The organism is Streptomyces sp. NBC_01283 (assembly GCF_041435335.1).
Taxonomy (GTDB): Bacteria; Actinomycetota; Actinomycetes; order Streptomycetales; family Streptomycetaceae; genus Streptomyces.
The window spans coordinates 5,365,570-5,390,648 of record NZ_CP108430.1; the positions used below are offsets into that span (position 1 = coordinate 5,365,570).

Consider the following 25,079-nt stretch of genomic DNA (forward strand, 5'->3'; position numbering starts at 1 on the left):
ACAAAGCACTATCATTGAACGGTTCACGAGCGATCCGCTCTGCCTTCCTTCTTCCTGTCCTGCCCAGGAGCGCGCGCATGCATGTCCCCGACGGATTCATCAACGCCCCCGTCTCCGCCGTCACCGGGGTCATCGCCGCCGGAGCGGTCGCCGTCAGCCTCCGGGGCGCACGGCGCGAGCTGGACGAACGGACGGCGCCGCTCGCCGGGCTCGTGGCCGCGTTCATCTTCGCCGTGCAGATGCTGAACTTCCCCGTCGCCGCCGGGACCAGCGGACATCTGCTCGGCGGAGCGCTCGCCGCGATACTCGTCGGCCCCTACACGGGCGTCCTGTGCGTCTCTGTCGTCCTGCTGATGCAGGGCGTCCTCTTCGCCGACGGCGGCCTGACCGCACTCGGCGTGAACATCACGGACATGGCCATCGTCACGACCGTCGTGGCCTATCTCACCTTCCGCGGCCTGGTGAAGGTGCTCCCGCGGGGCCGCCGTTCCATCACCGTCTCGGCCTTCGTCGCCGCACTGCTCTCCGTGCCCGCCGCCGCGGTCGCCTTCACGTTCATCTACGCGCTCGGCGGCACCACCGACGTCTCCATCGGCAAGGTCGCCACGGCCATGGTCGGCGTCCACGTCCTCATCGGCATCGGCGAGGCCGCCATCACCGCCCTCACCGTCGGCGCCGTCATCGCCGTCCGCCCCGACCTCGTGTACGGCGCCCGCGGCCTGACCCAGAAGCTCAAGCTCCGCGTCGGCGGCGAACTGGTCGACGTCCCCGCAGCCGAGGCCCCCACCCCCGTAGCCGCCCCCTCTCACCGCAAGGTGTGGATCGCGGGCCTGGTCACCTCCCTCGTCCTCGCGGGCTTCGTCAGCTTCTACGCCTCCGCCGACCCCGACGGCCTGGAGAAGGTCGCCCACGACAAGGGCATCGACAAGAAGGCCGAGGAGCACGCCTCCTCCGACTCCCCGCTCGCCGACTACGGCGTCAAGGACATCACCGACGCCCGGATCTCCGGCGGCCTCGCCGGCGTGATCGGCGTCGGCGTCACCGTCGTCGCGGGCACGGCGGTCTTCTGGTCGCTGCGCCGCCGTCGTACGGCGGACGCGGGCCCGGCGTCCACGGCGACCGTCTCCGACCGAGGCCCTTCGGGCCGCACCCCCTCCGTCTGATGGGCGCGGGCCACGCCCACCGGCTCTACCGGCACGGGCACTCACCGGTGCACGCGCTGCCTCCGCACACCAAACTGGCGGCCGTCTTCTGCTTCGTGATCGTGGTGGTCTCCACCCCGCGCGAGGCGATGTGGGCGTTCGGCCTGTACGCGCTCCTGCTCGGCGCGGTGGCGTACGCCTCCCGTGTCCCCCTCCCGTTCCTCCTCAAGCGGCTGCTCATCGAGGTCCCGTTCGTGGCGTTCGCGGTGCTCATGCCGTTCGTGGCCGAGGGCGAGCGGGTCGACGTGCTCGGCATGTCCCTGAGCGTGAACGGCCTCTGGGGCGCCTGGAACGTCCTCGCCAAGGGCACGCTGGGCGTCGCCGCGTCCGTACTGCTCGCGTCCACCACCGAACTGCGCTCGCTGCTCCTGGGCCTCCAGCGCCTGAAACTGCCGCCGCTGCTCGTCCAGATCGCCTCGTTCATGATCCGGTACGGCGACGTGATCGCGGACGAGATGCGCCGCATGAAGATCGCGCGCGAGTCCCGCGGCTTCGAGGCGCGGGGCGTCCGGCAGTGGGGCGTCCTCGCGAAGTCCGCCGGCGCGCTCTTCATCCGCTCGTACGAGAGGGGCGAGCGGGTGCATCTGGCGATGGTCAGCCGGGGCTACGCCGGTTCGATGCCGGTGATCGACGAGGTCACCGCCTCGCGTGCACAGTGGACGTACGCCTTCGCCCTGCCGGGCGCCGCTCTTGTCGTATGTCTGTTGGGATGGACCCTGTGACCTCCGCACCCTCACTCGAAGTATCCGGCCTCGCCTTCGCCTACCCCGACGGGCACCAAGCGCTCTTCGGCGTCGACATGACGATCGGCCGCGGCGAGCGGGTCGCGCTGCTCGGCCCGAACGGCGCGGGCAAGACCACGCTCGTCCTGCACCTGAACGGCATCCTGACGGGCGGCGCGGGCACGGTCACCGTCGCGGGCCTCCCCGTCGGCAAGAAGCACATGGCGGAGATCAGGCGCCGGGTCGGCATCGTCTTCCAGGACCCGGACGACCAGCTCTTCATGCCGACGGTGCGCGAGGACGTGGCGTTCGGCCCCGCGGCGGCCGGGATGCGCGGGCCCGAGCTGGAGGCGCGCGTGCAGAAGGCCCTCTCCCAGGTCGGCATGGCGGAGTTCGCGGACCGCCCGCCGCACCACCTCTCCTTCGGGCAGCGCAGGCGGGTCGCGGTGGCGACGGTCCTCGCGATGGAGCCGGAGATCCTGGTCCTCGATGAACCCTCCTCGAACCTGGATCCCGCCTCGCGCCGCGAACTGGCCGACATCCTGCGCTCGTTGGACGTGACGGTCCTGATGGTCACGCACGACCTGCCGTACGCGCTCGAACTGTGCCCCCGGGCGCTGATCCTGAGCGACGGCGTGATCGCCGCGGACGGGCCGACGGGGGAGCTGCTCGGCGACGAGGACCTGATGGGGGCGCACCGGCTTGAACTGCCGTTCGGCTTCGATCCGAAGACAGTGAAGGTCAACCGGTAGGGAATCCATGGCTGCGAGTGGCTGTTGGGCTTGTCATGGACGTTGACGTGCACGGAACAGTGGCCGAGGGCTTCGAACCCGTACGGGAGGCCTTCCTCCGTAACTTCCGCGAGCTCGGTGAGCGGGGAGCGGCGGTCACCGTGTACCGCGACGGGCGGCCGGTGGTCGACCTGTGGGGCGGCACCCGGGACGCGGGCGGGGGTGCCGGGAGCGAGCCCTGGGAGCACGGCACCGCGCAGATCGTCCGCTCGGCGACCAAGGGCGTGGCCGCCTCCGTCCTGCTCCTCCTGCACCAGCGCGGTGAGCTGGACCTGGACGCGCCCGTCGGCTCCTGCTGGCCGGAGTTCAAGGCGCGCGGCAAGGAGCGGGTGCTGGTCCGGCACGTGCTCGCGCACCGGGCCGGGGTGCCCGCGCTCGACCGTCCGCTGACCCCCTCCGAGGCGCTCGACCCGGATCTCGCCGCGGCGGTGGTCGCGGCGCAGGCCCCGTTCTGGGCGCCGGGCGAGGACCACGGATACCACGCGCACACCTACGGCTGGCTCACCGGTGAGCTGGTGCGGCGGGTGACGGGGCGTTCCCTCGGGGAGTTCGTGGCCGCGGAGATCGCCGGGCCGCTCGGCCTCGACCTGTGGGTCGGTCTTCCGGAGTCGGAGCAGGCCCGGACGGGGCGGCTGGGCCGGATCGAGGCTCCCGCCGCGGCCGGGGGGCTCAGGGTGCGGCCCAAGCGGAACGTGGCGGAGGCCTACGCGGATCCCGCCTCGCTCACCAGCCGTGCGTTCGGGGCGATCGATCCGCAGCCGGACGAGAACGACCCCGCGTACCGGGCGGCTTCCCTCCCGGCGTCCAACGGCGTCGCCACGGCCGGCGGTCTGGCCCGCTTCTACGCCTCGCTGATCGGTGAAGTGGGAGGCGCCGCGCGGCTGTTCACGCCGTCGACGGTGGCGCTGGCGCGCGCCGAGGCGTCCTCGGGGCCCGACCGCGTCCTGGTCGTGAACACCCGCTTCGGGCTCGGCTTCATGCTGCACGGGGGTGCGTCGCCGCTGCTGGGGCCCGGCTCGTTCGGTCACCCCGGGCGGGGCGGGGCGCTCGGCTTCGCCGATCCGGAGTCGGGGGTGGCCTTCGGGTATGTGACGAACGGGATGAACAAGGGGGTTACGGCGGATCCGCGGGCCCAGGGGCTTGTGCGGGCGGTGAAGGGGGTGTTGTAGGGGCGCCTCGAACCCCGGAGGGGCTGAAAGACGCAGCCCGTCCGGCGATGGAGGACATCTTGTCGGGGGCCGCCCTACCCCGCGTGCAGCATCAACCCGATCCCCGCCACCATCAGTCCCGCCGCCACCAGCCTCGGCGCCCCGAACTTCTCCTTGAAGAACACCGCCCCGATCGCGGCGCCCACGATGATCGAGGACTCGCGGAGCGCCGAGATGGGGGCGAGGTCGGCCTTCGTCTGGGCCCACAGGACCAGGCCGTACGCGGCCACGGAGAGGGCCGCGCCGAGCAGGCCCACCGCCGCGAACGGGCGCAGCCGGCCCACCAGTTCACCGCGCCAGCGGTACGCCGCGTACACCGGGATGGCGAGGCCCTCCAGGATCATCAGCCACGCGATGTAGCCCATGGAGGAGCCGGAGGCGCGGACGCCGAGGCCGTCCACCACCGTGTACGCCGCGATCGAGACACCCGTGGCCAGCGCGGCGCCGATCGCCGCCCAGTCGGGGCGTCGGCCCGATCCGCGTATGCCCCACAGGGCCAGGCCCGTCAGGCCCGCGCAGGAGACCGCGACACCGGCGGCCTGCCAGCCGTCGGGGATCTCGCCCGCGAAGACCGCCGCGAGGACGGTGACCACCAGCGGTGCCGTGCCGCGCGCGATCGGATACGCCTGGCCGAAGTCGCCGAGCTTGAACGACTTCATGAGCAGGGCGTAGTAGCCGATGTGGATCACGGCCGAGACGATCAGGTACGGCCACGCCTCCGCTGCCGGTATCGCCGCGAACGGGGCGATGAGCAGGCCGATCAGGAGGCCGCCGCCCGATATGAGGGTGAAGCCGACCAGCTTGTCGGTGATGTGGTGCGCGATCGCGTTCCAGCACGCGTGCGTGACGGCGGCCAGCAGGACCGCCGCCGCGACCAGCGGCGTCACTTGGCGAGCTCGCGCACGTTCACCACGGTGCCGTTCGCGTGGTGGATCAGGTCCTTGGGCGCCATGGGGAAGACCGCGTAGGGAGTGCCCGCCGCCGCCCACACCACCTCGTGGTCGAGGAGTGAACGGTCCGCAAGGACCCGCGTCTTCGTCGCGTGGCCGAAGGGTGGTACGCCGCCGATCGCGTACCCCGTGGTCTCCCGGACGACGTCCGCCTTCGCGCGCGTCACCTTCGCCGCGCACAGCTCCCACCGCACGAGCTCCAGGTCGACCCGCGAGGCGCCGTCCATCAGGACCAGGACCGGGACGCCGTCCGCCGCGAAGATCAGTGACTTGCAGATCTGGCTCAGCTCGCAGCCGATGGCCGCCGCGGCCTCCTGGGCGGTGCGCGTCGCCTCCGGGAAGCGGCGGACCTCACCGACCAGTTCGGCGAGGCCCAGCTCGGTCAGGGCCGCGGCGAATCGGGGGTGTGCGGGGGAATCTGTAGCGCTCATGCCCGGCACGCTAGCTGTCCGTGTACGGGGCACGCGACCAGGTATCCGCATACCGGACAAGAGGTCCCGGCGGGAGCGAGGAGAGTGAGAGGAACCCGCTACCGGCCCGCCAGGAACATCGCGCGGACCAGCGGGCCCGCCGAGTCGCCGCCGTGCCCGCCCTCCTGCACGACCGCTCCCGCGGCCAGATCGCCGCGGTACGCCGTGAACCAGCCGTTGGGCTTCTTCTGGCCGTCGACCTCCGCGGAGCCGGTCTTCGCGCCCATGTCGGAGCCGAGGCCCGACATCGGCTCGACCGCCGTGCCCGCCACCGCCGTGTAGTGCATCAGCTCCCGCAGCGCCGACGCCGTACCGCCCGACATCTTGCGGGACGCCGTCGCGAGCGTGCGCTTGTCGACGTCCGGGGAGACCAGGTACGGCTGCTTGAACGTGCCCGATTTCACCGTGGCCGCCACCGACGCCATGTTCAGCGGGTTCATGCGGACCCCGCCCTGGCCGATGAGCGAGGCGCCCATCTGCGCGTCGCTCTGCACCGGGACCGCGCCGTCGAAGGTCGGGACACCGATCGACCAGTTGTCGCGGCCGAGTCCGAAGACCTCCTGCGCCTGCTTGGTCAGGGAGTCGTTCTGCAGCTTCTTGGCCTGGCTGATGAAGGCCGTGTTGCAGGACCGGGCGAAGCTCGCGCGGAACGTGCCGTCCTTGATCTGGAACTTGTCGTCGTTCTGGAACTTCCAGCCGCCGTACGTCACGTACTTCGGGCAGGGGTGCTTCTTGTCGACGCCCGCGAGCTTCTTCTCCAGGAGCAGGGACGACGTGATGACCTTCATCGTCGAGCCGGGGGCCAGCGAGCCCTGGAACGCCGTGTTGAAGCCGCCCGGCTTCGAGTTGGCCGCCGCGAGGATCTCGCCCGTGCTGGGCTTCACCAGGACCACCGCGGCCTGCTCGCGCTTGGCCGTCTCCTTCTCCGCCGTCGCCTGCAGCGAGGCGTCGAAGGTCGTCTTCAGGGTGCCGGGGGTGCCGGGGGAGAGCGTGAGCAGCGTCTTGTCGGGCGTCGCCTTGGCGTCGTCCTTCGTCGTCGCCGACTTCTCGGCTTCCTTGGTGCTGTCCTTGCGCACGACGCGCAGCTCCACGCCCGCCGTGCCGCCCGCCTTGTCGCCGAACTTCTCGCGCAGGCTGTCGAGGACCGTGCCGAGCGAGGGGTACTTCGCCGCCGTCAGCTCGCCGCCGTCCCGGTCCACCGCCTTGATCGGCGGGTCCCCCGCCTCGCCGGTGACCAGGCGGTCGCCGTCCTTCAGGTCCGGGTGGACCACCGAGGGCTGCCAGCCGACCAGGGTCTTGCCGTCGTTCTTTCTTCGTACGACGGTCAGCTCGGACTCGTACGCGAAGGGCTTGTTCTTTCCCTCGTACGAGACCGTGGACGTGACCGAGAACGGCACCTTCGCGCCCGCCCGCTTGCCCGGCGTCAGCTTCACCTTCGTGAGGTGGGAGTCCTTGGCGTACGCGGTGAGCGCGGTCTTCGCCGCCGTCCGGTCGTCCGTGAGCGTCGCGGCCCCGGACACGTCGCCCTTCTCCCACGCGGCGAGGAAGTCCCGAGTGGTGGCACGGACCTCGGCGGGCGTCGGCGGGCCGGCCGCCACCGGCTTCTCGTCGACCGTCGGTCCATCGCCGTCGGACGAGCCGCCGATCAGGCTGTACGCGGCGATGCCCACGCCGCACACGACCACGGCGGCGGCGCCGCCGAGCACACCCGGGTGCACCTTGACGCTCTTCGCGCCGGGAATGCCCGAGATGTTCTTGATGCCCTTGCGCTCGCTGGCGCGCCCTCGCTTGCCCACTGATCCTCCGCAGATCCCAGAGCCTCCAAGCTCCGCACCGGAAGGCCTCACACTAAGGGGCTTTCATGAAGGCCCCGACCACAAGTCTCAACTGCCTGCGGCAAGTACCGCCGCCACGATAGGGCCGGCCGCGTCGCCCCCGTGGCCGCCCTTCTCCACCACCGCGGCGGCCGCCACGTCCTCGCGGTATCCGGTGAACCAGCTGTTGGGCTTGTCCTGACCGTAGACCTCCGCCGAGCCGGTCTTCGCGCCGATGCTGCCGCTGAGCCCGGACATGGCCGGGGCGCCGGTGCCGCTGACCGCCGTGCGGTTCATCATCTGGCGCAACTGCCGGACGGTGGACGAGGGCAGACCGTGCGCCTCGGCCAACTGCCGGTCGTCCAGGGACGGGTCCACGATGACCGGCTGCCGGAAGGCCCCCGTCATCGCGGTCGCCGTGACCGACGCCATGTTGAGCGGGTTCATCAGCACCTTGCCCTGGCCGATGATGCTCTCGGCGCGCTCGCCGCCCGCGGACGCCGGGACGGAGCCGTCGTTCGTGGGGACGCCCACCTTCCAGTCGAGGCCCAGGCCGAAGCCGTTCCGCGCCTCCTCGGGGAGGGACTCGTCCGTGACGCCGTCCTCGTCGACCAGCTTCACGAACGCGGTGTTGCAGGACCGCGCGAAACTGTCCGACAGGGTCGCGTTCTCGTCCGGTGCCAGGCCCGGCAGATTGACGATCCGGCGGCCCTGCCAGACCGCGGTGTCCGGGCAGGGTGCGGGGCCGCTCGCCTTCGTCACGCCCTTGTCGATGAGCATCGCCGCCGAGACGATCTTCATCGTCGAGCCGGGGGCCAGCTTGCCGTTCAGCGCCGCGTTGAACTGGTCCTGCCGGTGGTTGGCGACCGCGAGCACCTCGCCGGAGCTCGGCTGCACGGCGACCACCGAGGAGTCCGCGTGCCGCGCCACCGCCTTCTCCGCGGCCCGCTGCGCCGACGCGCTCAGCGTCGTCCTCAGCCGGCCCGCCCTGCCCTTGGTGAGTGTGAGGAGCGTCTCCGTGCCCGCGTTCTCGTCCGCGTGCCGGACGTAGAGCTCGACACCGGGTGTGCCGCCCACCTGGTCGCCGTACTTCGCGCGCAGTTGGTCGAGGACCGGGCCGAGCGAGGGGAAGTCCTTCTTGTCCAGGGCCCTGCCATGCCGGTCGACGGCCTGGATGGGGGGCGCGGCGGCCTCGCCGGTCTCCAGGGTGTCGTCCCTCTTCAGGTCCGGGTGGACGACCGAGGGGTCCCAGTCGACGAGCGCGCGGCCGGTGGTCTCGCCGCGGACGACGGTCAGTTCGGAGTCGTACGAGAAGGGCTTGGTCTTCCCCTTGTACGACACCGTGGCCTCGACGGAGAACGGGACGGTCGCGCCGGTGGCCCTGCCCGGCGTGAGCTTCACCTTCGTCAGGTGGGCGTCCTCACGGAAGCCGGTCAGGAGCTTCGAGGCCACTTCCGCGTTGTTCGTGTATCCCCCGGCCCGCTCGGCGTCGCCCTCGGCCCACGAGGCGAAGAACTTCTCCGTCGTCCCGCGGATCTCGCCGCTCGTCGGCGGCCCCGCCTTCACCGTCCGCGGGCCGGACGCGGACGAACCGCCGCCCCCGGTCACGCCGTTCACCAAGTTGTACGCGCCGTACCCCGCGCCCCCGACCATGACGGCGAACACCCCACCGACCACAGTGACTTTTACCCCTTTGTGCATATCGCGTCCCCTCCCCAGGAGCCCTCCCGAATGAATTCAGGAGGGTCGCTCGCCCCGACTTTAAGGGGAGGCAGTGACATGCGAGAGGGCTGTTATCCGAAGGTGTCCAAGGTGCGCCCTACAACCAGGTGTCTAGACCCATGTATCGAGGAGCATTCGGGCCCGCCAGGAATCGATCGGAATGGCCTGGCCGGTGTAAATGGGCCAGAACCAGATGAAGTTCCACAGGATCAGCAGCACCAGGACGCCCGAGGCCGCGGCCCCCACGACCCGCCGCCGCTCACTCGACCCCTGCGGGCCGAGCATCGCGCCGATCATCATGGCCACGGCCAGGCACAGGAACGGCACGAAGACGACGGCGTAGAAGAAGAAGATCGTCCGCTCCTGGTACATGAACCACGGCAGATAACCCGCCGCGATCCCGCACACGATGGCGCCCGCGCGCCAGTCCCTGCGGAACACCCACCGCCACAGCACGTAGAGCAGCGCGAAGCCGCCCGCCCACCACAGCATCGGGGTGCCGAGCGCGAGGACCTCGCGGGCGCACTTCTCCGCCGTGCCGGAGGGACAGCCGTCCTTGCCGGGCAGCGGCGACTCGTAGAAGTACGAGACGGGGCGGCCGTCGACGATCCAGCTCCACGGATTCGACTGGTACGTGTGCGGCGACGAGAGCCCCACATGGAAGTCGTAGACCGCGTGTTCGTAGTGCCACAGGCTGCGCAGCCAGTCCGGCAGGATCGTCCAGCTGCCGCCCTTGCCGTCCGTCGCCGCCCAGTTGCGGTAGTAGCCGCCCGTGCCGTCCGTCGGGGAGAGGATCCAGCCCAGCCAGGACAGGACGTACGTGCCGATCGCGACCGGCACCGTGGACACGAACGCCGGGAACACGTCCCGCTTCAGGACCGCGAGGTGCGGGCGCTCGGCGCCGGCGACCCGGCGGCCGCCCACGTCCCACAGGACGGTCATCAAGCAGAAGAAGACCATGATGTACAGGCCGTTCCACTTGGTCCCGAAGGCGAGCCCCAGACAGAGGCCGGCCGCCCAGCGCCAGGGCCGCCACCCCAGGCGCAGTGTCTCGGCGACGTACGCGTCGGGGCGCACCCTGCCGTCCTCGTCCACCGGCAGACCGGCCGCGAGTTTCTCCCGCGCCTTGTCCCGGTCGATCAGGAAACAGCCGAACGCGGCGAGCACGAAGAACATCAGGATCTGGTCGAGCAGCGCGGTGCGGCTCATCACGAAGTGCAGCCCGTCCACCGCGAGCAGGCCGCCCGCCAGGCAGCCCAGGAACGTCGAGCGGAACAGCCGCCGTCCGATCCGGCACAGCATCAGGACCGACAGGGTGCCGAGCACCGCCGTCATGAAGCGCCAGCCGAAGGGATCGAAGCCGAAGATCCACTCGCCGATGCCGATGACGTACTTGCCGACCGGCGGATGCACGACGTACGCGGCGTCCGTGGGGATCGTGATGCCCGATCCCTGGTCCAGGACGCTGTCGTTGACCTTCTCGGGCCAGTTGACCTCGAAGCCCCGGTGGATCAGCGCCCAGGCGTCCTTGGCGTAGTACGTCTCGTCGAATATCACGGCCTTCGGGCTGCCGAGGTTCCAGAACCGGGTGATCCCCGCGACGAGCGTGATCAGCAGCGGGCCGATCCACCCCGACCACCTGACCAGTTGATCGGCGGACCGCTTCGGCATGCCGATCGACGCCCACAGCCGTGGGCTCGGTTCGGTGTACGCGGGCATGAGCCGGGCCCGGACATCGTCGGTGAGCCGGGTGGGGCGCGCCACATGGCCGAAGCGGCGCAGCCTGTGCTGCCACGACGGCTGCTGCTCCTCGGCTGCCTGGCCCTGGCGGGTGTCCGGGGAAGACGCGGTACTGGTCACCGCGCCATCGTAGGGAACCCGGCTGTGTGAGTCCCGTCCCTGGGCCCTACCCGTGCGCCTGCGAGGATGGACGGGTGACAGGAAGCGCTGATTCCCCCGGAAACCCGTCCCCCGGAACCCTCGTCCTCGCGGGTACTCCCATCGGCGACGTCGCGGACGCTCCGCCGCGGCTCGCGACCGAGCTGGAGTCCGCCGACGTGGTGGCCGCAGAGGACACCCGGCGGCTCCGCAGGCTCACCCAGGCGCTCGGCGTGCAGGTGGGCGGAAGGGTCGTCTCGTACTTCGAGGGCAACGAGAGCGCGCGGACGCCCGAGCTGGTCGAGGCGCTGGTCGGCGGGGCGCGGGTGCTGCTCGTGACGGACGCCGGGATGCCGTCGGTGTCCGACCCCGGGTACCGCCTCGTCGCCGCCGCCGTGGAGAAGGACATCCGGGTCACGGCCGTGCCGGGGCCGTCCGCCGTGCTCACCGCGCTCGCGCTTTCCGGGCTTCCGGTGGACCGCTTCTGCTTCGAGGGCTTCCTGCCGCGCAAGGCGGGCGAGCGGCTCTCGCGGCTGCGCGAGGTGGCCGAGGACCGTCGCACTCTCGTCTACTTCGAGGCACCGCACCGGATCGACGACACCCTCGTCGCGATGGCCGAGGCGTTCGGCGACGAACGCAGGGCCGCCGTCTGCCGCGAGCTGACCAAGACCTACGAAGAGGTCAAGCGCGGTTCGCTGAAGGAACTCGCCGAGTGGGCGGCCGACGGCGTACGCGGTGAGATCACCGTCGTCGTCGAGGGCGCACCGGAGAAGAGCCCCGGTGACCTGGGCCCGGACGAGCTGGTGCGCAGGGTGCGGGTGCGCGAGGAGGCGGGGGAGCGGCGCAAGGAGGCCATTGCCGCCGTCGCGGCCGAAGCGGGGCTACCCAAGCGCGACGTATTCGATGCCGTGGTCGCAGCAAAGAATGCGGCTCGGACCGACCCATCGAAGGGCAAAGGACTATCGTAAAAGGCAAAGCGCGGGCCGCGCGCCGGGCCTGAAGGCTATGGAAAGGCCAAATCGGCTTCAACTGTCGACAGGTCTGATGCGCTCGCTCCGGGAAAGGCGTCCACTGGTCAAAGGGGACGCACCCGTCCCCACGCTTCCGGCCGGGAGGAAATCCCCGGTCCGGCAGCGCTTGTCCAGCGGACAAGAGGAGCTGGCATGAGTGAGATCGCCGACACCGGTCACCACACCACGGCGTCCGACGCGATAAACGCGACACATACCGTTCACGAGTCTTATGCCTTCGCCTGTATGCGGTGCGGGCACGGCTGGGAGCAGTCGTACGACATCGAGCATCACGTGGACGGCGACGGCAAGGAATTCGTGATGTACGTGGCGAACGGCCAGCACGTGCCGTCGCCCCTGACCCGGCCGACGTGCCTGAACTGCGGCGGGCATGTCGTACGGATCATGCGGGCCGGACAGGTGTCGTCGGTGCTCGACCTGATGCAGCGGCATCACGCACCGCGAGCGGTGGCAGCGGCGGGGGACGAGTCCGGGGCCGGGGCGGCGGATGCCCCCGAGCCCAAGCACCACCACTGGCATCTGTCGGCGCTGCTGCATCCCTTCCACCACCGCAAGGCGGGATGACGCCGCCTTCGTAGGATCGGGGGCATGCCTTCCACTCCTGAAGACGCCGACGCAAAGAACGACGCGCCGCCGCTGCCCGAAGCCCTTCGGGTGGCGGTCGCCGACTCCCACACCCACCTCGACATGCAGTCGGGGACGGTCGACGAGGGGCTCGCCAAGGCCGCGGCGGTGGGGGTGACGACGGTCGTGCAGGTGGGCTGTGACGTGGCCGGTTCGCGCTGGGCCGCGGAGACGGCCGCCGCGTACGGGAGCGTGCACGCCACCGTCGCCCTGCATCCCAACGAGGCGCCGCGCATCGTGCACGGCGACCCCGACGGCTGGTCCCGGCAGGGCGCGCGCGTCGCCGCCGGCGACGAGGCGCTGGACGCCGCGCTCGCCGAGATCGACGCCCTCGCCGCGCTGCCGCAGGTCAAGGGCGTGGGCGAGACCGGGCTCGACTACTTCCGCACCGGGCCCGAGGGCAAGTCCGCCCAGGAGCGGTCCTTCCGCGCCCACATCGAGATCGCCAAGCGGCACGGCAAGGCCCTGGTCATCCACGATCGCGAGGCCCACGAAGATGTGCTGCGGATCCTGAAGGAGGAGGGCGCCCCGGAGCGCACCGTCTTCCACTGCTACTCGGGCGACGCGGCGATGGCCCAAGTCTGCGCGGAGCACGGCTACTTCATGTCCTTCGCGGGCAACGTCACGTTCAAGAACGCGCAGGGTCTGCGGGACGCGCTGGCCGTGGCCCCCCTCGAACTGGTCCTCGTGGAGACCGACGCGCCCTTCCTCACGCCCGCTCCCTACCGCGGACGGCCTAACGCGCCGTATCTCATTCCGGTCACATTGCGGGCCATGGCCGCGGTGCGGGGCATCGGCGAGGACGCCATGGCCGAGGCGATCTCGGCCAACACGGCGCGCGCGTTTGATTACTGACCGATAACGCCCATACCCCCGTTCTTCAGGGCAGCACCACCACACTGAGTAGTCGTGCTGCTTTGGAGAGTGATGGTTGCTCCGCTAGGTTCTGGTCCGCCTCGCCCGATCCGGACGATCCGGACCAGAACGAGAACGCTGGAGCATCGTCGTGAGTCATGCGCCGCAGTACGAGACGTCTTATGGGGGCGGCACGACCTATGAGCCGGAGCCCGGGCCCGAGCCCGAGTACGGGGCCGGGGACGGGTTCGGGCCCGAGTACGGGTACGGGCCCGAGGCCGACACCGAGACCGGGGAGTACTTTCCCCGGCAGGCCACCGGACCCGTCCTGCCCGACGGGGGGCGGGCCGAGGCGCGGCGGGCCGCCCGGCGCAAGAAGCCGAAGCCCAAGCCGGCGGGGAAGCCCGGGCCGCAGTCGCGGACCGCTTCGTCGCAGCGGCCCGACTCGTTGCGGCGGCTGCTGCCGCAGGCGCTGGTCGTCGCCTTCCTCGCGGGCGGCACCTCCGCCTTCGTCGCCAACGACAAGGCCGTGCAGCTGACGGTCGACGGCGAGTCCCGCACCCTGCACACCTTCGCGGACGACGTCGGCGAGCTGCTGGAGGACGAGGGCGTGGACTTCGGCACGCACGACATCGTGGCGCCGACCGCGGGCACGGCCCTGGCCAGCGGCGACGAGATCGCCGTCCGCTACGGCCGGCCGGTCAAGCTCACCCTCGACGGGCAGCGGCGCGAGGTGTGGACGACGGCGCGCACGGTGGACGGGGCGCTGCGGCAGCTCGGGGTGCGGGCCGAGGGTGCCTACCTGTCCGCGTCGCGGAGCAAGCGGATCGAACGGCACGGCCTCGACCTCGACGTACGCACCGAGCGCACCGTGACGATCATGGCGGACGGGCGTGAGCGGACCCTCCGTACGAACGCGGCGACGGTGCGGGAGGCGATCGAGGAGTCCGGGATCACCCTGAACGGCCAGGACACGACCTCCGTCGCGCCCGGCAGCTTCCCGCGCGACGGGCAGACGATCACCGTCATGCGGATCTCCGGGCACAAGGAGGTGCGGGACGAGCCGATCCCGTTCGAGGTGCGGCGGACGCACGACGCCTCGCTGTTCGCCGGTACGGAGGTCGTGGAGCGGCAGGGGCACCAGGGGACCCGGCGGGTGACGTACGCGTTGCGGACGGTCAACGGCGTCAAGCAGAAGCCGCGCCGGGTGCGGTCCGAGGTCGTACGGGAGCCGCAGACGCAGATCGTGAAGGTCGGCACGAAGCAGCGTCCGGAATCGGTGTCGGGTGCGGAGGGCCTGAACTGGGGCTCGCTGGCCCACTGCGAGTCGGGCGGCCGGCCGAACGCGGTGGACGCTTCGGGGACGTACGGGGGGCTGTACCAGTTCGACACGCGGACGTGGCAGGCGCTGGGCGGGTCGGGGCGCCCACAGGATGCTTCCGCGGGCGAACAGACGTTCCGCGCGAAGAAGCTGTACGTGCAACGGGGGGCTAGCCCGTGGCCGCATTGTGGGGGGCGGTTGTAGGGGGGGGCTGACCGATGGTGCTGCGGGGCAATCGGGTGGGCGGGCGGGAAAGGCCCGTTCGGGCAGGGCCGCCCGCGGGGCACCCGGCAGCAGACTGGTGAAGGCCCAGGGGCCAGGCCCCGTAACCTGGTGCGGTGAGCAACACTGAGCCCGGCAGCCTCCTCGGCGCCGCCGACATCCGCGAACTGGCCGCTGCCCTGGGCGTACGCCCGACCAAGCAGCGCGGCCAGAATTTCGTCATCGACGCCAACACCGTCCGCCGCATCGTCCGCACCGCGGACGTCGGCCCGCAGGACGTGGTCGTCGAGGTCGGTCCGGGGCTCGGCTCGCTGACCCTCGCGCTGCTCGACACCGCGGACCGCGTCGTGGCGGTCGAGATCGACGACACGCTGGCGGCGGCGCTCCCCGCGACCATCGAGGCCCGGCTCCCGGCGAAGGCCGGGTCCTTCGCGCTGGTGCACAGCGACGCCATGCTCGTACGCGAGCTGCCGGGCCCCGCCCCGACCGCGCTGGTCGCCAACCTGCCGTACAACGTGGCCGTGCCGGTCCTGCTGCACATGCTCGACACCTTCCCCAGCATCGAGCGCACGCTCGTGATGGTGCAGGCCGAGGTCGCCGACCGCCTCGCCGCCGATCCGGGCTCGAAGGTGTACGGAGTGCCGTCCGTGAAGGCGAACTGGTACGCCGACGTGAAGCGCGCCGGTTCCATCGGGCGCAACGTCTTCTGGCCCGCGCCGAACGTCGACTCCGGCCTCGTCTCGCTCGTGCGGCGCGCCGAACCCGTGAAGACCACCGCGACGAAGAAGGAAGTCTTCGCCGTCGTCGACGCCGCCTTCGCCCAGCGGCGCAAGACCCTGCGGGCCGCCCTCGCCGGATGGGCGGGCTCGGCGGCAGCGGCGGAGGCGGCGCTCGTCGCCGCGGAGGTCTCGCCGCAGGCGCGCGGTGAGGGGCTCACCGTGGAGGAGTTCGCGCGCATCGCCGAGCACAAGGGAGCGGGCGCGTGAGCGTCACCGTACGGGTCCCCGCGAAGGTCAACGTGCAGCTCGCCGTGGGCGCCGCGCGCCCCGACGGGTTCCATGACCTCGCCAATGTCTTCCTCGCCGTGGGGCTGTACGACGAGGTCACCGTGACGCCCGCCGAGCAGCTGCGCGTGACCTGCTCCGGGCCCGGCGCCGACCAGGTGCCCCTGGACCGCACGAACCTGGCGGCGCGGGCGGCCGAACTCCTTGCCGAGCGTCATGGGCGCAGCGCCGACGTGCACATCCACATCGCCAAGGACATCCCCGTCGCGGGCGGCATGGCCGGCGGCAGCGCGGACGGCGCGGGCGCGCTCGTGGCGTGCGACGCGCTGTGGGGGACCGAGGCCTCGCGCGACGAACTCCTCGACATCTGCGCCGAGTTGGGCAGCGACGTGCCGTTCAGCCTGGTGGGCGGGGCGGCGCTCGGCACGGGGCGCGGCGAGAAGCTGGAGCCGCTTGAGGTCGGCGGGGACTTCCACTGGGTGTTCGCCGTCGCCGACGGAGGGCTCTCCACGCCCGCGGTCTACCGCGAGTTCGACCGGCTGACCCCGGCCGCCCCCGTCCCCGAGGCGTCCCCGGCGCTGCTCGACGCCCTGCGCGAGGGTGACGTCGCGGCTCTCGCCGGTGCCGTCACCAATGACCTCCAGCCCGCGGCCCTCTCGCTCTTCCCCTCGCTCGCCGACACCCTCGCCGCAGGCACGGAGGCGGGCGCCCTGGCAGCGCTGGTCTCCGGCTCCGGACCCACCACGGCGTTCCTCGCCGCGGACGCCGGGTCCGCGCGACGGGTCGCCGAAGCACTGACGGCCTCCGGCACCTGCCGCACGGCACGGGTGGCGGCCTCCCCGGCCCTGGGCGCGACGGTCCTTTAGCGGCTTCAGCAGTTCAGCGGCTTCAGCGGCGTGCGTACTCAGGCGCCGATCTGAGTACGTGCGCGCTGACGCGCGCCGTGCGGCGCGCGCGACCGTACGTACATGGCATCAAGCGTGCGTGAACTGGCCGAGAAGACGCCCACCGGGCGTGACCGGTACATCGACCTGCTGCGGGTCGCCTCACTCGGCACGGTCGTCGTCGGCCACTGGCTGATGGCGACCGTGACCGTCGGGGACGACGGCCGCACCGCGGTCGGCAACCTCCTCGCCGCCGTCCCCGGCCTGCAGCTCCTCACCTGGGCGCTGCAGATCATGCCGGTGTTCTTCTTCGTCGGCGGCTTCTCGCACGCCCTGTCGTACCGCTCCCTGAGCCGGAAGGCACCGGAGAGCGGCGGCTCGGTCTACTCGGCGTTCCTGCGGGCACGGCTGCAGCGGCTGCTGCGGCCGACGATGGTCTTCATAGGGGTGTGGGGCTTCGCCGCCCTGGCGCTCCAACTCCTCGGCGAGGGCGGGGCGTTGCTGGACGTGACGCTGCGGCTCGTGGCCCAGCCGCTGTGGTTCATCGGCATCTACCTGGCGATGGTGGCGTTCACACCGCCGCTCCTCGCACTCCACGAGCGGTACGGCTGGGGCGCGTTCGGCGCTCTCGTGCTCGCCGCGGGAGCCGTGGACGTGGCGCGCTTCGCCTTCGGCGTCCCGTACGTCGAGTTCCTGAACTTCGCCTTCGTGTGGCTCGCCGTGCATCAGCTCGGCTTCCTGCGGGCGGACGGCAGGCTGCGGGTGCCCGCGCTGATGGCCGTGGCGGGGCTCGCGGGGGCCGCGGCCCTGGTGGCCCTCGGCCCGTACCCCCTCTCGATGGTGGGCATGCCCGGCGAGCGCGTCTCGAACATGGCCCCGCCCACCTTCGCGCTGCTCTGCCACGGGATGTGGCTGGTGGGCGCGGTCGAGCTGCTGCGGGCGCCGGCCGTGCGGTGGCTCGCGCGGCCCCGGGTGTGGCGGGGCGTGGTGGCGGCGAACGGCGTCTCGATGACGGCGTTCCTCTGGCACCTGACGGCGATGCTCGGGGTGTACGGGGTGCTGATCGCCGCGGACGTGCCGCTGCCGGAGCCCGCCACCGGGGCGTGGTGGGCGCAGGTTCCGCTGCGGATGGCGGCGGCCGCGGTGCTCACCGCGCTGCTGGTCGCGGCATTCCGCCGCTTCGAAAAGCCCGTGGCGGCGCGGGAGCAGCCGGCGGCGGGCGCCGCCTCGGGTCCCGCGGCGGCGGTGGGGGTCACGCTCTGCCTCTTCGGGGTGCTCGGCCTCTCGATGGTCGGGTTCGGGGGGCTCCTTGAGGGGCGTACGGCGATGCTGGTCGCCGTGCGCGTGACGGCGCCGGTGGCGGTGGGGATGGCACTGGCCGGATGGCTGCTGGTCGAGCGGGCGGGCCGGGGCGCGGGCGCGCTCCCCGCGGGTGCGCGCCGCTGATCACCGGCGGGCCGGGTGGCTGATCCGGGGCCCTGACCGGCCGCCGGGCCGGTGGTCGCTCCCTCCGACTACGCTGGAGGCCGATCGATCCCCTTCCCTGGAGCGTTAATGGCCGTCAACCTGGTCAATGTCGAGGCAGTCAGCAAGGTGTACGGCACCCGTGCCCTGCTCGACGGTGTCTCCCTCGGCGTGTCCGAGGGGGACCGGATCGGCGTCGTGGGGCGCAACGGAGACGGGAAGACGACCCTCATCCGGATGCTCGCCAAGCTGGAGGAGGCCGACACCGGGCGGGTCACGCACAACGGCGGGCTGCAGCTCGGCGTGCTGACCCAGCACGACTCGCTCGACCCCGAGGCCACCGTCCGGCACGAGGTCATCGGTGACCTCGCCGACCACGAGTGGGCCGGCAACGCCAAGATCCGCGACGTGCTGACCGGCCTGTTCGGCGGACTCGACATGCCGGGCTTCCCGCAGGGGCTCGACACCGTCATCGCGCCGCTCTCCGGTGGCGAGCGCCGCCGCATCGCCCTGGCGAAGCTGCTCATCGGCGAGCCCGACCTGATCGTGCTCGACGAGCCCACCAACCACCTCGACGTCGAGGGCATCGCCTGGCTCGCCGGGCACCTGCGGACGCGGCGCTCGGCGCTCGTCTGCGTCACGCACGACCGCTGGTTCCTCGACCAGGTGTGCACCCGCATGTGGGACGTACAGGGCGGGTCCGTCTTCGAGTACGAGGGCGGCTACTCCGATTACGTCTTCGCGCGTGCCGAGCGTGAGCGCATCGCGGCCACCGAGGAGACCAAGCGCAAGAACCTGATGCGCAAGGAGCTCGCCTGGCTGCGGCGCGGCGCCCCCGCCCGCACCAGCAAGCCGCGCTACCGCATCGAGGCCGCGAACGAACTCATCGCCGACGTGCCGCCGCCCCGGGACAGCAGCGAGCTGATGAAGTTCGCCACGACCCGGCTCGGCAAGACCGTCTTCGACCTGGAGGACGTGTCCGTCCAGGCCGGACCCAAGCTGCTCCTCAAGCACCTGACCTGGCAGCTCGGCCCAGGCGACCGCATCGGCCTGGTCGGCGTCAACGGCGCGGGCAAGACCTCGCTCCTGCGGGCGATGGCCGAGGCGCAGCGCTCCGACGGCGACGTACAGCCCGCGGCGGGGCGCGTCGTGGTCGGCAAGACCGTGAAGCTGGCCTACCTCTCGCAGGAGGTCGCCGAACTCTCCCCGACACTGCGGGTGTTGCAGGCCGTGCAGCAGGTGCGCGAGCGGGTCGACCTCGGCAAGGGCCGGGAGATGACCGCCGGGCAGCTCTGCGAGACGTTCGGCTTCAACAAGGAGAAGCAGTGGACGCCCGTCGGTGATCTGTCCGGTGGTGAGCGGCGGCGGCTCCAGCTGCTTCGGCTCCTGATGGACGAGCCGAACGTCCTCTTCCTCGACGAGCCGACGAACGACCTCGACATCGAGACCCTGACGCAGCTCGAGGACGTCCTCGACAGCTGGCCGGGGTCGATGGTCGTGATCTCCCACGACCGGTTCTTCCTGGAGCGCACCACCGACAAGGTGTTCGCGCTGCTCGGCGACGCCACGATGCGGATGCTGCCGCGCGGCATCGACGAGTACCTGGAGCGGCGCAAGCGGATGGCGGCGGAAGGTGCCCCCGCGGCCCCCCTCGCCCCCGCGTCCGCCGAACCGGCCGCAGCCGCCCCGCAGAAGACCGTCTCCTCCGCCGACGCCCGCGCCGCGAAGAAGGAACTCCAGAAGATCGAGCGGCAGCTGGACAAGATGTCCACGAAGGAAACCTGGCTCCACGCTCAAATCGCCGATAACGCCACCGACTTCGGAAAGGTGGCCAAATTGGACGCGGAGTTGCGTGAACTCGTCAGCGAGCGCGACGAGTTGGAGATGCGCTGGCTGGAGCTGGCGGAGAGCGCGTAGAGGTCTCGTAACGGACGCATCACGGGCCGGTCCTCCCTTGGGAACAGGGGGCGGACCGGTCAGTTGTGCGAGGGGCTCAAAGTGATAGAAAGGTCGGCCTGAGCACCACTTGGCGTGCCGAAAAATCAGTGAAGGGGGAAGCGCTGATGACTCAGCCGCCCAACCAGCCGCCGGCCGGCGGTTTCGGAGCTCCGCAGGATCCACAGCAGGGATCCGCGTCGCAGCCACCGGGCCGGCCGCCGCAACCGCCGGGCCAGCCGCCGCAGATGCCCGGCCAGCCACCGGCCCCGCCGACGGGAGCCCCGCAGACTCCGCCGCCCGCACCGCAGCCCGGTTACGGCTACCCGCAGACTCCGTCCGCGCCCCAGCCGGGTTACGGCTACCCGCAGCAGCCCGGCCAGCCGGGACCGTACAACCAGCCCGGCCCCTACGGCCAGCCCACGCAGCCGGGTCAGCCCGGCCCCTATGGCCAGCCCACGCAGCCGGGTCAGCCGGGCCCCTACGGCCAGCAGCCCCAGTACGGGTACCCGCAGCAGCAGTTCCCCGGCGGCCCCGGCATGCCCGGTACCCCGCCGGCCGGTGGCGGCGGCAAGAACCCCTTCAAGGGCAAGCCCGGCCTGATCGTGGCGGCCGTGGCGGCCGCGGCGCTGGTCATCGGCGGCGTTGCCTGGGCCGTTGTCGGCGGTGACGACGGCGGCAAGAAGAAGCCCGTCGCGGACAAGAGCGACAAGCCCAAGGCCAGCGACTCCGCGCCGGTCAACCCGGGCGACGGCAAGGGCGACGGGGGCGAGCAGACGGAGGACCTCAACGCGGGCCGTCAGCCGGGCGAGTCCAAGGTGCTCATGTACAAGGAAGCGCCCAAGGTGCCCGGCTCCGGCGCCGACGCCAACGGCATGTGGGTCCAGGGAGACGTCGTCATCAAGGCGGCGTACAAGGAGATCAGCGCCTCCAAGGTCAAGACGGGCGACAGTGCCTGGCCGACGATCAAGTTCCCGCAGAAGATCTGTGGCACGACTCCGCAGGTCACCAAGGACAACAAGATCGTCGTCGCGTACAAGGACGGCCAGAAGGACGACTCCAAGTGCAACCAGATCCAGGTCGTCGACCTGACGGACGGCAGTAAGGGCTGGACGAAGCCGGTCAAGGAGGAGGGGCTTTTCGACATGTCCCTCAGCACCGACCTCTCCATCACCGGCGACACGGTGATGGTCGGCCGCTCCCAGTCCGGCACGGCGCTGCGGATGAGCGACGGCAAGGAGCTCTTCGTCGCCGACAAGAAGGACCCGGGCACCTGCTTCCCGAGCGGCTTCACCGGTGGCAAGAAGATGCTCGTCGCCTACTCCTGCGGGGCGAGCTCGCCCACCGAGCACGACGAGCTCCAGCAGATCGACCCCAAGACCGGCGACGCGGTGTGGACGAAGAAGTTCGACAAGGGCTGGCGGATCGGGCGGATCTACTCCGAGAGCCCGACGATCGTCTACCTCACCAATGAGGACAAGAAGCAGTGGATGATCACCACGCTCAAGCCCAACAGCAGCGCCACCCGCTCCAATGTCGGCGTCGACGAGAAGTTCGCGCCTGAGTGCGGCGGTTCGACGTTCCTCGGCGGCAGCCTGCAGGGCTGCCTCGGCGCGACGACCGACGACAAGAACCTCTACCTGCCGACCGAGGCGACCTCCGGTGCCAACGAGGTCGTGGCGATCAGCCTGGCCACCGGCAAGGAGGCCTGGCGCGTGAAGTCCCCGCTTGAGGAATCGATGCTGCCGATGAAGGTCGAGGACGGCTCCCTCATCGCCTACGTCACGCCTTCGTACGACGCGGGCGGCCAGGTCGTCTCGATCCCGCTCGCGGGTTCGCACAAGCCGAAGACCCTTCTGAAGAACCCCGCGGGGACCGCTGAGATCGAGAGCGGCTTCTTCTCGAAGGACATCGACTACGTGGACGGACGTTTCTACATCTCGACCACGCGGCTCTCGGGCAGCGCGAAGGGCCAGGAGAAGCTGATGCTGGCCTACGGCAAGTGACTTCTCCGTCGGGCAACCAGCCCCCCTCGTCGCTCAGTTCATCTCTCGTCCCCAAGGAATCGACGTCATGACCCAGCCGCCCCAGCCGCCCAACGAACCCCCGCAGGGCGGGTTCGGCGCGCCCCAGGACCCCCCACCCGGCGGTTTCGGCGCCCCTCAGGACCCCCCGCCGGTGGGCTTCGGCAAGGCTCCCGAGCCGCAGAACCCGTCGTACGGCTACCCGCAGACCCCGCCGCCGGCCCAGCCGCCGACGCCCCCCGCGGGCCAGCCCCCGGCCGGTCCGCCGCCCCAGACACCGCCCCCGCCGCCGCAGGGTCAGCCGCAGGGTTACGGATACCCGGGCCAGCCGACGCAGCCGCAGGGTTACGGCTACCCGGGGCAGCCGACGCAGCCCCAGGGCTATGGCTACCCGGGCCAGCCGACCCAGCCGTACGGGCAGCAGGCCCCCTACGGCGCCTACCAGCAGCCCGGCACGATGCCGATGGCTCCGCAGGCGGCGCCCGGCGGGTCCGGCGGTTCGAAGCTCAGCGGCCAGATGAAGATCATCATCGGTGCGGTCGTCGCGATCGCCCTGATCGTCGGCGGCGGCGTCATCTACGCCTCGACGAAGAAGGACGACACCGAGGCCAGCTCCGCGGGCCCCACGGGCAAGGGCGGCGAGGACAAGAAGGGCGGCGACGAGCAGGGCCCGAGCGGCCCCGGCAAGGAGAAGGTCCCGGCCAGCACCAACGCCACGGTCTCCATGCAGCTCCCGCAGCCCGAGGTCCCCAAGGACGACGTATGGAGCGTCAAGGGCTCCTGGCTCACGGACGACGTCTACGCCAAGGCGGGCGTCAACGAGATCGTCGGATACAACCCGGCCGACGGCAAGGAACTGTGGACGCTGCCGCTCAAGGGCCAGACGTGCGCGGGATCGCGCGAGGTCACCAAGGACGGCATCGTCGCGGTCGCCTACGAAGAGGGCAAGCGGAACAAGAAGGGCGACCACCAGACCTGCTCGCAGATCTCCGCGGTCGACCTCAAGGACGGCAAGAGCCTCTGGACGGAGACCATCGACGAGGGCAGCGCCGCCGCCCGGGTCGAAGAGGTCACCATCAGCGGCAGCACCGTCGCGGCCGGTTCCAGCGCCGGTGGCGCGGCCTTCGACCTCACGTCGGGCGACCACCTGTGGGAGCCCACCCCGGGTGACAAGTGCCAGGACGAGGGCTATGCGGGCGGTGAGCAGCTCGTCGCCGTCCAGAAGTGCGGCACCTACGGCGACGAGAAGCTGAAGGTCCAGCTCCTCGACGCCAAGACCGGCAAGTCCAAGTGGACGTACCCGGTGGCGCCGGGCGTCGACAACGCCAAGATCATCTCGACCCGCCCGGTCGTCTTCGGCCAGGACACCCAGGAGATCACGTCGAGCGGCGTCACGGACGCGTTCTCGCTCGACGACCAGGGCAAGCTCCGCGCCAAGATCTCGCTGCCCGACGGCAAGTACGACCACGACTGCGAGGTCAACGTCGTCTACGCCTGCACCGCGATGGCCGTCGGCAACGACAAGCTCTACGTCCCGACCCGGCAGCACGACGGCGGCGGCGACGGCTACAGCCAGACGAACGAGATCATCTCGTTCTCGCTGGCCACCGGCAAGACCACGGGTGACCGCGCCGACGCGGGCGAGGACGGCGAGATGTTCCCGATCCGGATGGACGGCGGCAACATCCTGGCGTACAAGGACGGGGGCTACAACAAGGGCTCCCAGGTCGTCTCCCTCAACGGCAAGACGATGAAGGAGACCAAGCTCCTGGAGACCCCCGCGGCCGAGTCCGTCGGCAGCGCCATCAGCAGCATGGTCCCGAAATCGAACGAACTCCTTTACACCGACGGCAGGCTGTACCTCGGCAAGGAGCTGATCAGCAAGCCGTACTCGAAGGACGAGAAGGAGTACATGGCCCTGGGCTTCGTCGCCCAATAGCCCTCGCGACCTCCGCGTATGCACCGGACGGCCCCGTTCCTGGAGAGGAGCGGGGCCGTTCTGTCTCTCGCGTGCGCCATTCCGTACGCACGTACTCCCCCTCACTCGAATTTGGCCGGGATTTCGGCATTCCGGGCCGCTTATCGCCGGTAGGGGCGCGCGGCGTCGAACAAGCGTGTAGCTTCCGGGGGATGAGTGGGCGTGGGGCCGGGGGGCCCTCGATCCGTGGGGGATCCGTGGGGGAAAGTGGGGGGTTGCTCGATGGGTGTGCGACTCATGGTGGTCGACGACCACCGACTGCTCGCCGAGGCACTCGCCTCGGCCTTGAAGCTGCGCGGGCACCGGGTGCTCGCCGCCGCCGCGCCCGCGGCCGGGGCGGCGGAGCTGGTCATCAGCCGGGCCCCTGAGGTCTGCCTGCTCGGCACGGCGACGCCCGCCGAGGCCGGGATGTTCGACCCGGTCGTGAAGATCAAGCGGGAGCGTCCGCAGGTCGCCGTGGTGGTACTCGGCCCGGTGCCGAGCCCGCGCGGCATCGCCGCGGCCTTCGCCGCGGGTGCTTCCGGATACGTACGCCATGACGAGCGCATCGAGGGGGTCGAGCGCGCCATCATGAAGGCGAGAGCCGGCGAGGCGGCCGTCGCCCCGCAGCTTCTCCAGGGCGCCTTCAGCGAGTTGCTCAATCCGGCCGCGCAGCCCGACGACGAGGGGCAGCGGCTGCTCCAGATGCTCACGCCCCGCGAGGTCGAGGTCCTGGTGCGGGTCGCGGACGGCGAGGACACCCGGCTGATCGCCGCCGGAATGGGCATCGCGCCCAGCACGGCGCGCACCCACGTGCAGCGCGTCCTGATGAAGCTCGGCGTGGGGTCCCGTCTGGAGGCCGCGGCGCTCGCCGCGCGGACGGGCCTGCTCGACCGCGCGGAACGGCCCGCGGCTGCCTATCCGGACGACACGGAGACGCCGACGGGGCCCGAGTCACCGGCACAGTGAACTCGGGCCCCGTTCGGGGGTGTTGCCGGGGG

General features: G+C 71.1%; 20 protein-coding genes. 15 read left to right on the top strand and 5 right to left on the bottom strand.

All coding sequences use genetic code 11. From position 1 onward, the window contains the following. Nucleotides 1-77: 77 nt before the first annotated feature. Genes OG302_RS24550 through OG302_RS24565 form a run of 4 tightly spaced genes read left to right on the top strand, consistent with a single transcriptional unit; the run spans nucleotide 78 to nucleotide 3,884 of the window. Nucleotides 78-1,163 carry an energy-coupling factor ABC transporter permease gene (locus OG302_RS24550; protein WP_371528746.1) on the top strand — a complete coding sequence of 362 codons (1,086 nt, stop codon included), beginning with the start codon at nucleotides 78-80 and terminating at the stop codon, nucleotides 1,161-1,163. After that, nucleotides 1,163-1,924, top strand: a complete 762-nt coding sequence (gene cbiQ, locus OG302_RS24555; RefSeq protein WP_371528747.1) for a cobalt ECF transporter T component CbiQ — start codon at nucleotides 1,163-1,165, stop codon at nucleotides 1,922-1,924. Before OG302_RS24550 ends, cbiQ begins: the two co-directional genes overlap by 1 nt. After that, the gene (locus tag OG302_RS24560; RefSeq protein WP_371528748.1) at nucleotides 1,912-2,676 is read left to right on the top strand and encodes an energy-coupling factor ABC transporter ATP-binding protein; all 765 of its coding nucleotides are present in this window, start codon (nucleotides 1,912-1,914) and stop codon (nucleotides 2,674-2,676) included. The genes cbiQ and OG302_RS24560 overlap by 13 nt, the downstream gene beginning before the upstream one ends. A gap of 35 nt (nucleotides 2,677-2,711) precedes the next feature. Then, on the top strand, nucleotides 2,712-3,884 hold the full coding sequence (locus tag OG302_RS24565; RefSeq protein ID WP_371528749.1) for a serine hydrolase domain-containing protein: 1,173 nt from the start codon (nucleotides 2,712-2,714) through the stop codon (nucleotides 3,882-3,884). Between the two features lie 74 nt (nucleotides 3,885-3,958). Here the strand turns inward: OG302_RS24565 and OG302_RS24570 are convergent, their stop codons facing one another. The 5 genes from OG302_RS24570 to OG302_RS24590 all read right to left on the bottom strand — a co-directional run bounded on the left by OG302_RS24570 (nucleotide 3,959) and on the right by OG302_RS24590 (nucleotide 10,739). Then, nucleotides 3,959-4,810: an EamA family transporter gene (locus OG302_RS24570; RefSeq protein ID WP_371528750.1), complete on the bottom strand. Its 852-nt coding sequence runs from the start codon at nucleotides 4,808-4,810 to the stop codon at nucleotides 3,959-3,961. Beyond that, on the bottom strand, nucleotides 4,807-5,304 hold the full coding sequence (locus OG302_RS24575) for a YbaK/EbsC family protein (protein ID WP_361832490.1): 498 nt from the start codon (nucleotides 5,302-5,304) through the stop codon (nucleotides 4,807-4,809). The genes OG302_RS24570 and OG302_RS24575 overlap by 4 nt, the downstream gene beginning before the upstream one ends. A gap of 98 nt (nucleotides 5,305-5,402) precedes the next feature. Beyond that, a complete protein-coding gene (locus OG302_RS24580) occupies nucleotides 5,403-7,139 on the bottom strand; it encodes a penicillin-binding transpeptidase domain-containing protein (RefSeq protein ID WP_371528751.1) in 1,737 nt (578 codons plus the stop codon). A gap of 87 nt (nucleotides 7,140-7,226) precedes the next feature. After that, nucleotides 7,227-8,858, bottom strand: coding sequence for a penicillin-binding transpeptidase domain-containing protein (locus OG302_RS24585; protein WP_371528752.1), 1,632 nt, complete (start codon nucleotides 8,856-8,858; stop codon nucleotides 7,227-7,229). Between the two features lie 132 nt (nucleotides 8,859-8,990). Beyond that, entirely contained in the window at nucleotides 8,991-10,739 is a 1,749-nt protein-coding gene (locus OG302_RS24590) for a dolichyl-phosphate-mannose--protein mannosyltransferase (protein WP_371528753.1), read from the bottom strand. Between the two features lie 74 nt (nucleotides 10,740-10,813). On the opposite strand from OG302_RS24590, the gene rsmI reads away from it, so the two are divergent. The 11 genes from rsmI to OG302_RS24645 all read left to right on the top strand — a co-directional run bounded on the left by rsmI (nucleotide 10,814) and on the right by OG302_RS24645 (nucleotide 25,047). Then, on the top strand, nucleotides 10,814-11,725 hold the full coding sequence (rsmI, locus tag OG302_RS24595; protein WP_371528754.1) for a 16S rRNA (cytidine(1402)-2'-O)-methyltransferase: 912 nt from the start codon (nucleotides 10,814-10,816) through the stop codon (nucleotides 11,723-11,725). Nucleotides 11,726-11,920: 195 nt separating this feature from the next. Then, complete coding sequence (locus tag OG302_RS24600) at nucleotides 11,921-12,352, top strand: hypothetical protein (RefSeq protein ID WP_371528755.1); 432 nt, start codon at nucleotides 11,921-11,923, stop codon at nucleotides 12,350-12,352. 24 nt (nucleotides 12,353-12,376) lie between these two features. Next, the gene (locus tag OG302_RS24605; RefSeq protein ID WP_371528756.1) at nucleotides 12,377-13,267 is read left to right on the top strand and encodes a TatD family hydrolase; all 891 of its coding nucleotides are present in this window, start codon (nucleotides 12,377-12,379) and stop codon (nucleotides 13,265-13,267) included. A gap of 151 nt (nucleotides 13,268-13,418) precedes the next feature. Continuing rightward, on the top strand, nucleotides 13,419-14,792 hold the full coding sequence (locus OG302_RS24610) for a ubiquitin-like domain-containing protein (RefSeq protein ID WP_371528757.1): 1,374 nt from the start codon (nucleotides 13,419-13,421) through the stop codon (nucleotides 14,790-14,792). A 134-nt stretch (nucleotides 14,793-14,926) separates the two neighbouring features. Next, a complete protein-coding gene (rsmA, locus tag OG302_RS24615; RefSeq protein WP_371528758.1) occupies nucleotides 14,927-15,796 on the top strand; it encodes a 16S rRNA (adenine(1518)-N(6)/adenine(1519)-N(6))-dimethyltransferase RsmA in 870 nt (289 codons plus the stop codon). Beyond that, a complete protein-coding gene (locus OG302_RS24620) occupies nucleotides 15,793-16,680 on the top strand; it encodes a 4-(cytidine 5'-diphospho)-2-C-methyl-D-erythritol kinase (protein ID WP_371528759.1) in 888 nt (295 codons plus the stop codon). Before rsmA ends, OG302_RS24620 begins: the two co-directional genes overlap by 4 nt. A 102-nt stretch (nucleotides 16,681-16,782) precedes the next feature. Continuing rightward, nucleotides 16,783-18,144, top strand: coding sequence for an acyltransferase (locus OG302_RS24625; protein ID WP_371528760.1), 1,362 nt, complete (start codon nucleotides 16,783-16,785; stop codon nucleotides 18,142-18,144). 108 nt (nucleotides 18,145-18,252) lie between these two features. Then, nucleotides 18,253-20,079: an ABC-F family ATP-binding cassette domain-containing protein gene (locus OG302_RS24630; protein ID WP_371528761.1), complete on the top strand. Its 1,827-nt coding sequence runs from the start codon at nucleotides 18,253-18,255 to the stop codon at nucleotides 20,077-20,079. 146 nt (nucleotides 20,080-20,225) lie between these two features. After that, a complete protein-coding gene (locus OG302_RS24635; RefSeq protein WP_371528762.1) occupies nucleotides 20,226-22,103 on the top strand; it encodes a PQQ-binding-like beta-propeller repeat protein in 1,878 nt (625 codons plus the stop codon). Nucleotides 22,104-22,170: 67 nt separating this feature from the next. After that, nucleotides 22,171-24,060, top strand: coding sequence for a PQQ-binding-like beta-propeller repeat protein (locus OG302_RS24640; protein WP_371528763.1), 1,890 nt, complete (start codon nucleotides 22,171-22,173; stop codon nucleotides 24,058-24,060). Nucleotides 24,061-24,321: 261 nt separating this feature from the next. Then, entirely contained in the window at nucleotides 24,322-25,047 is a 726-nt protein-coding gene (locus OG302_RS24645) for a LuxR C-terminal-related transcriptional regulator (RefSeq protein ID WP_371528764.1), read from the top strand. The last annotated feature ends 32 nt before the right edge of the window (nucleotides 25,048-25,079 follow it).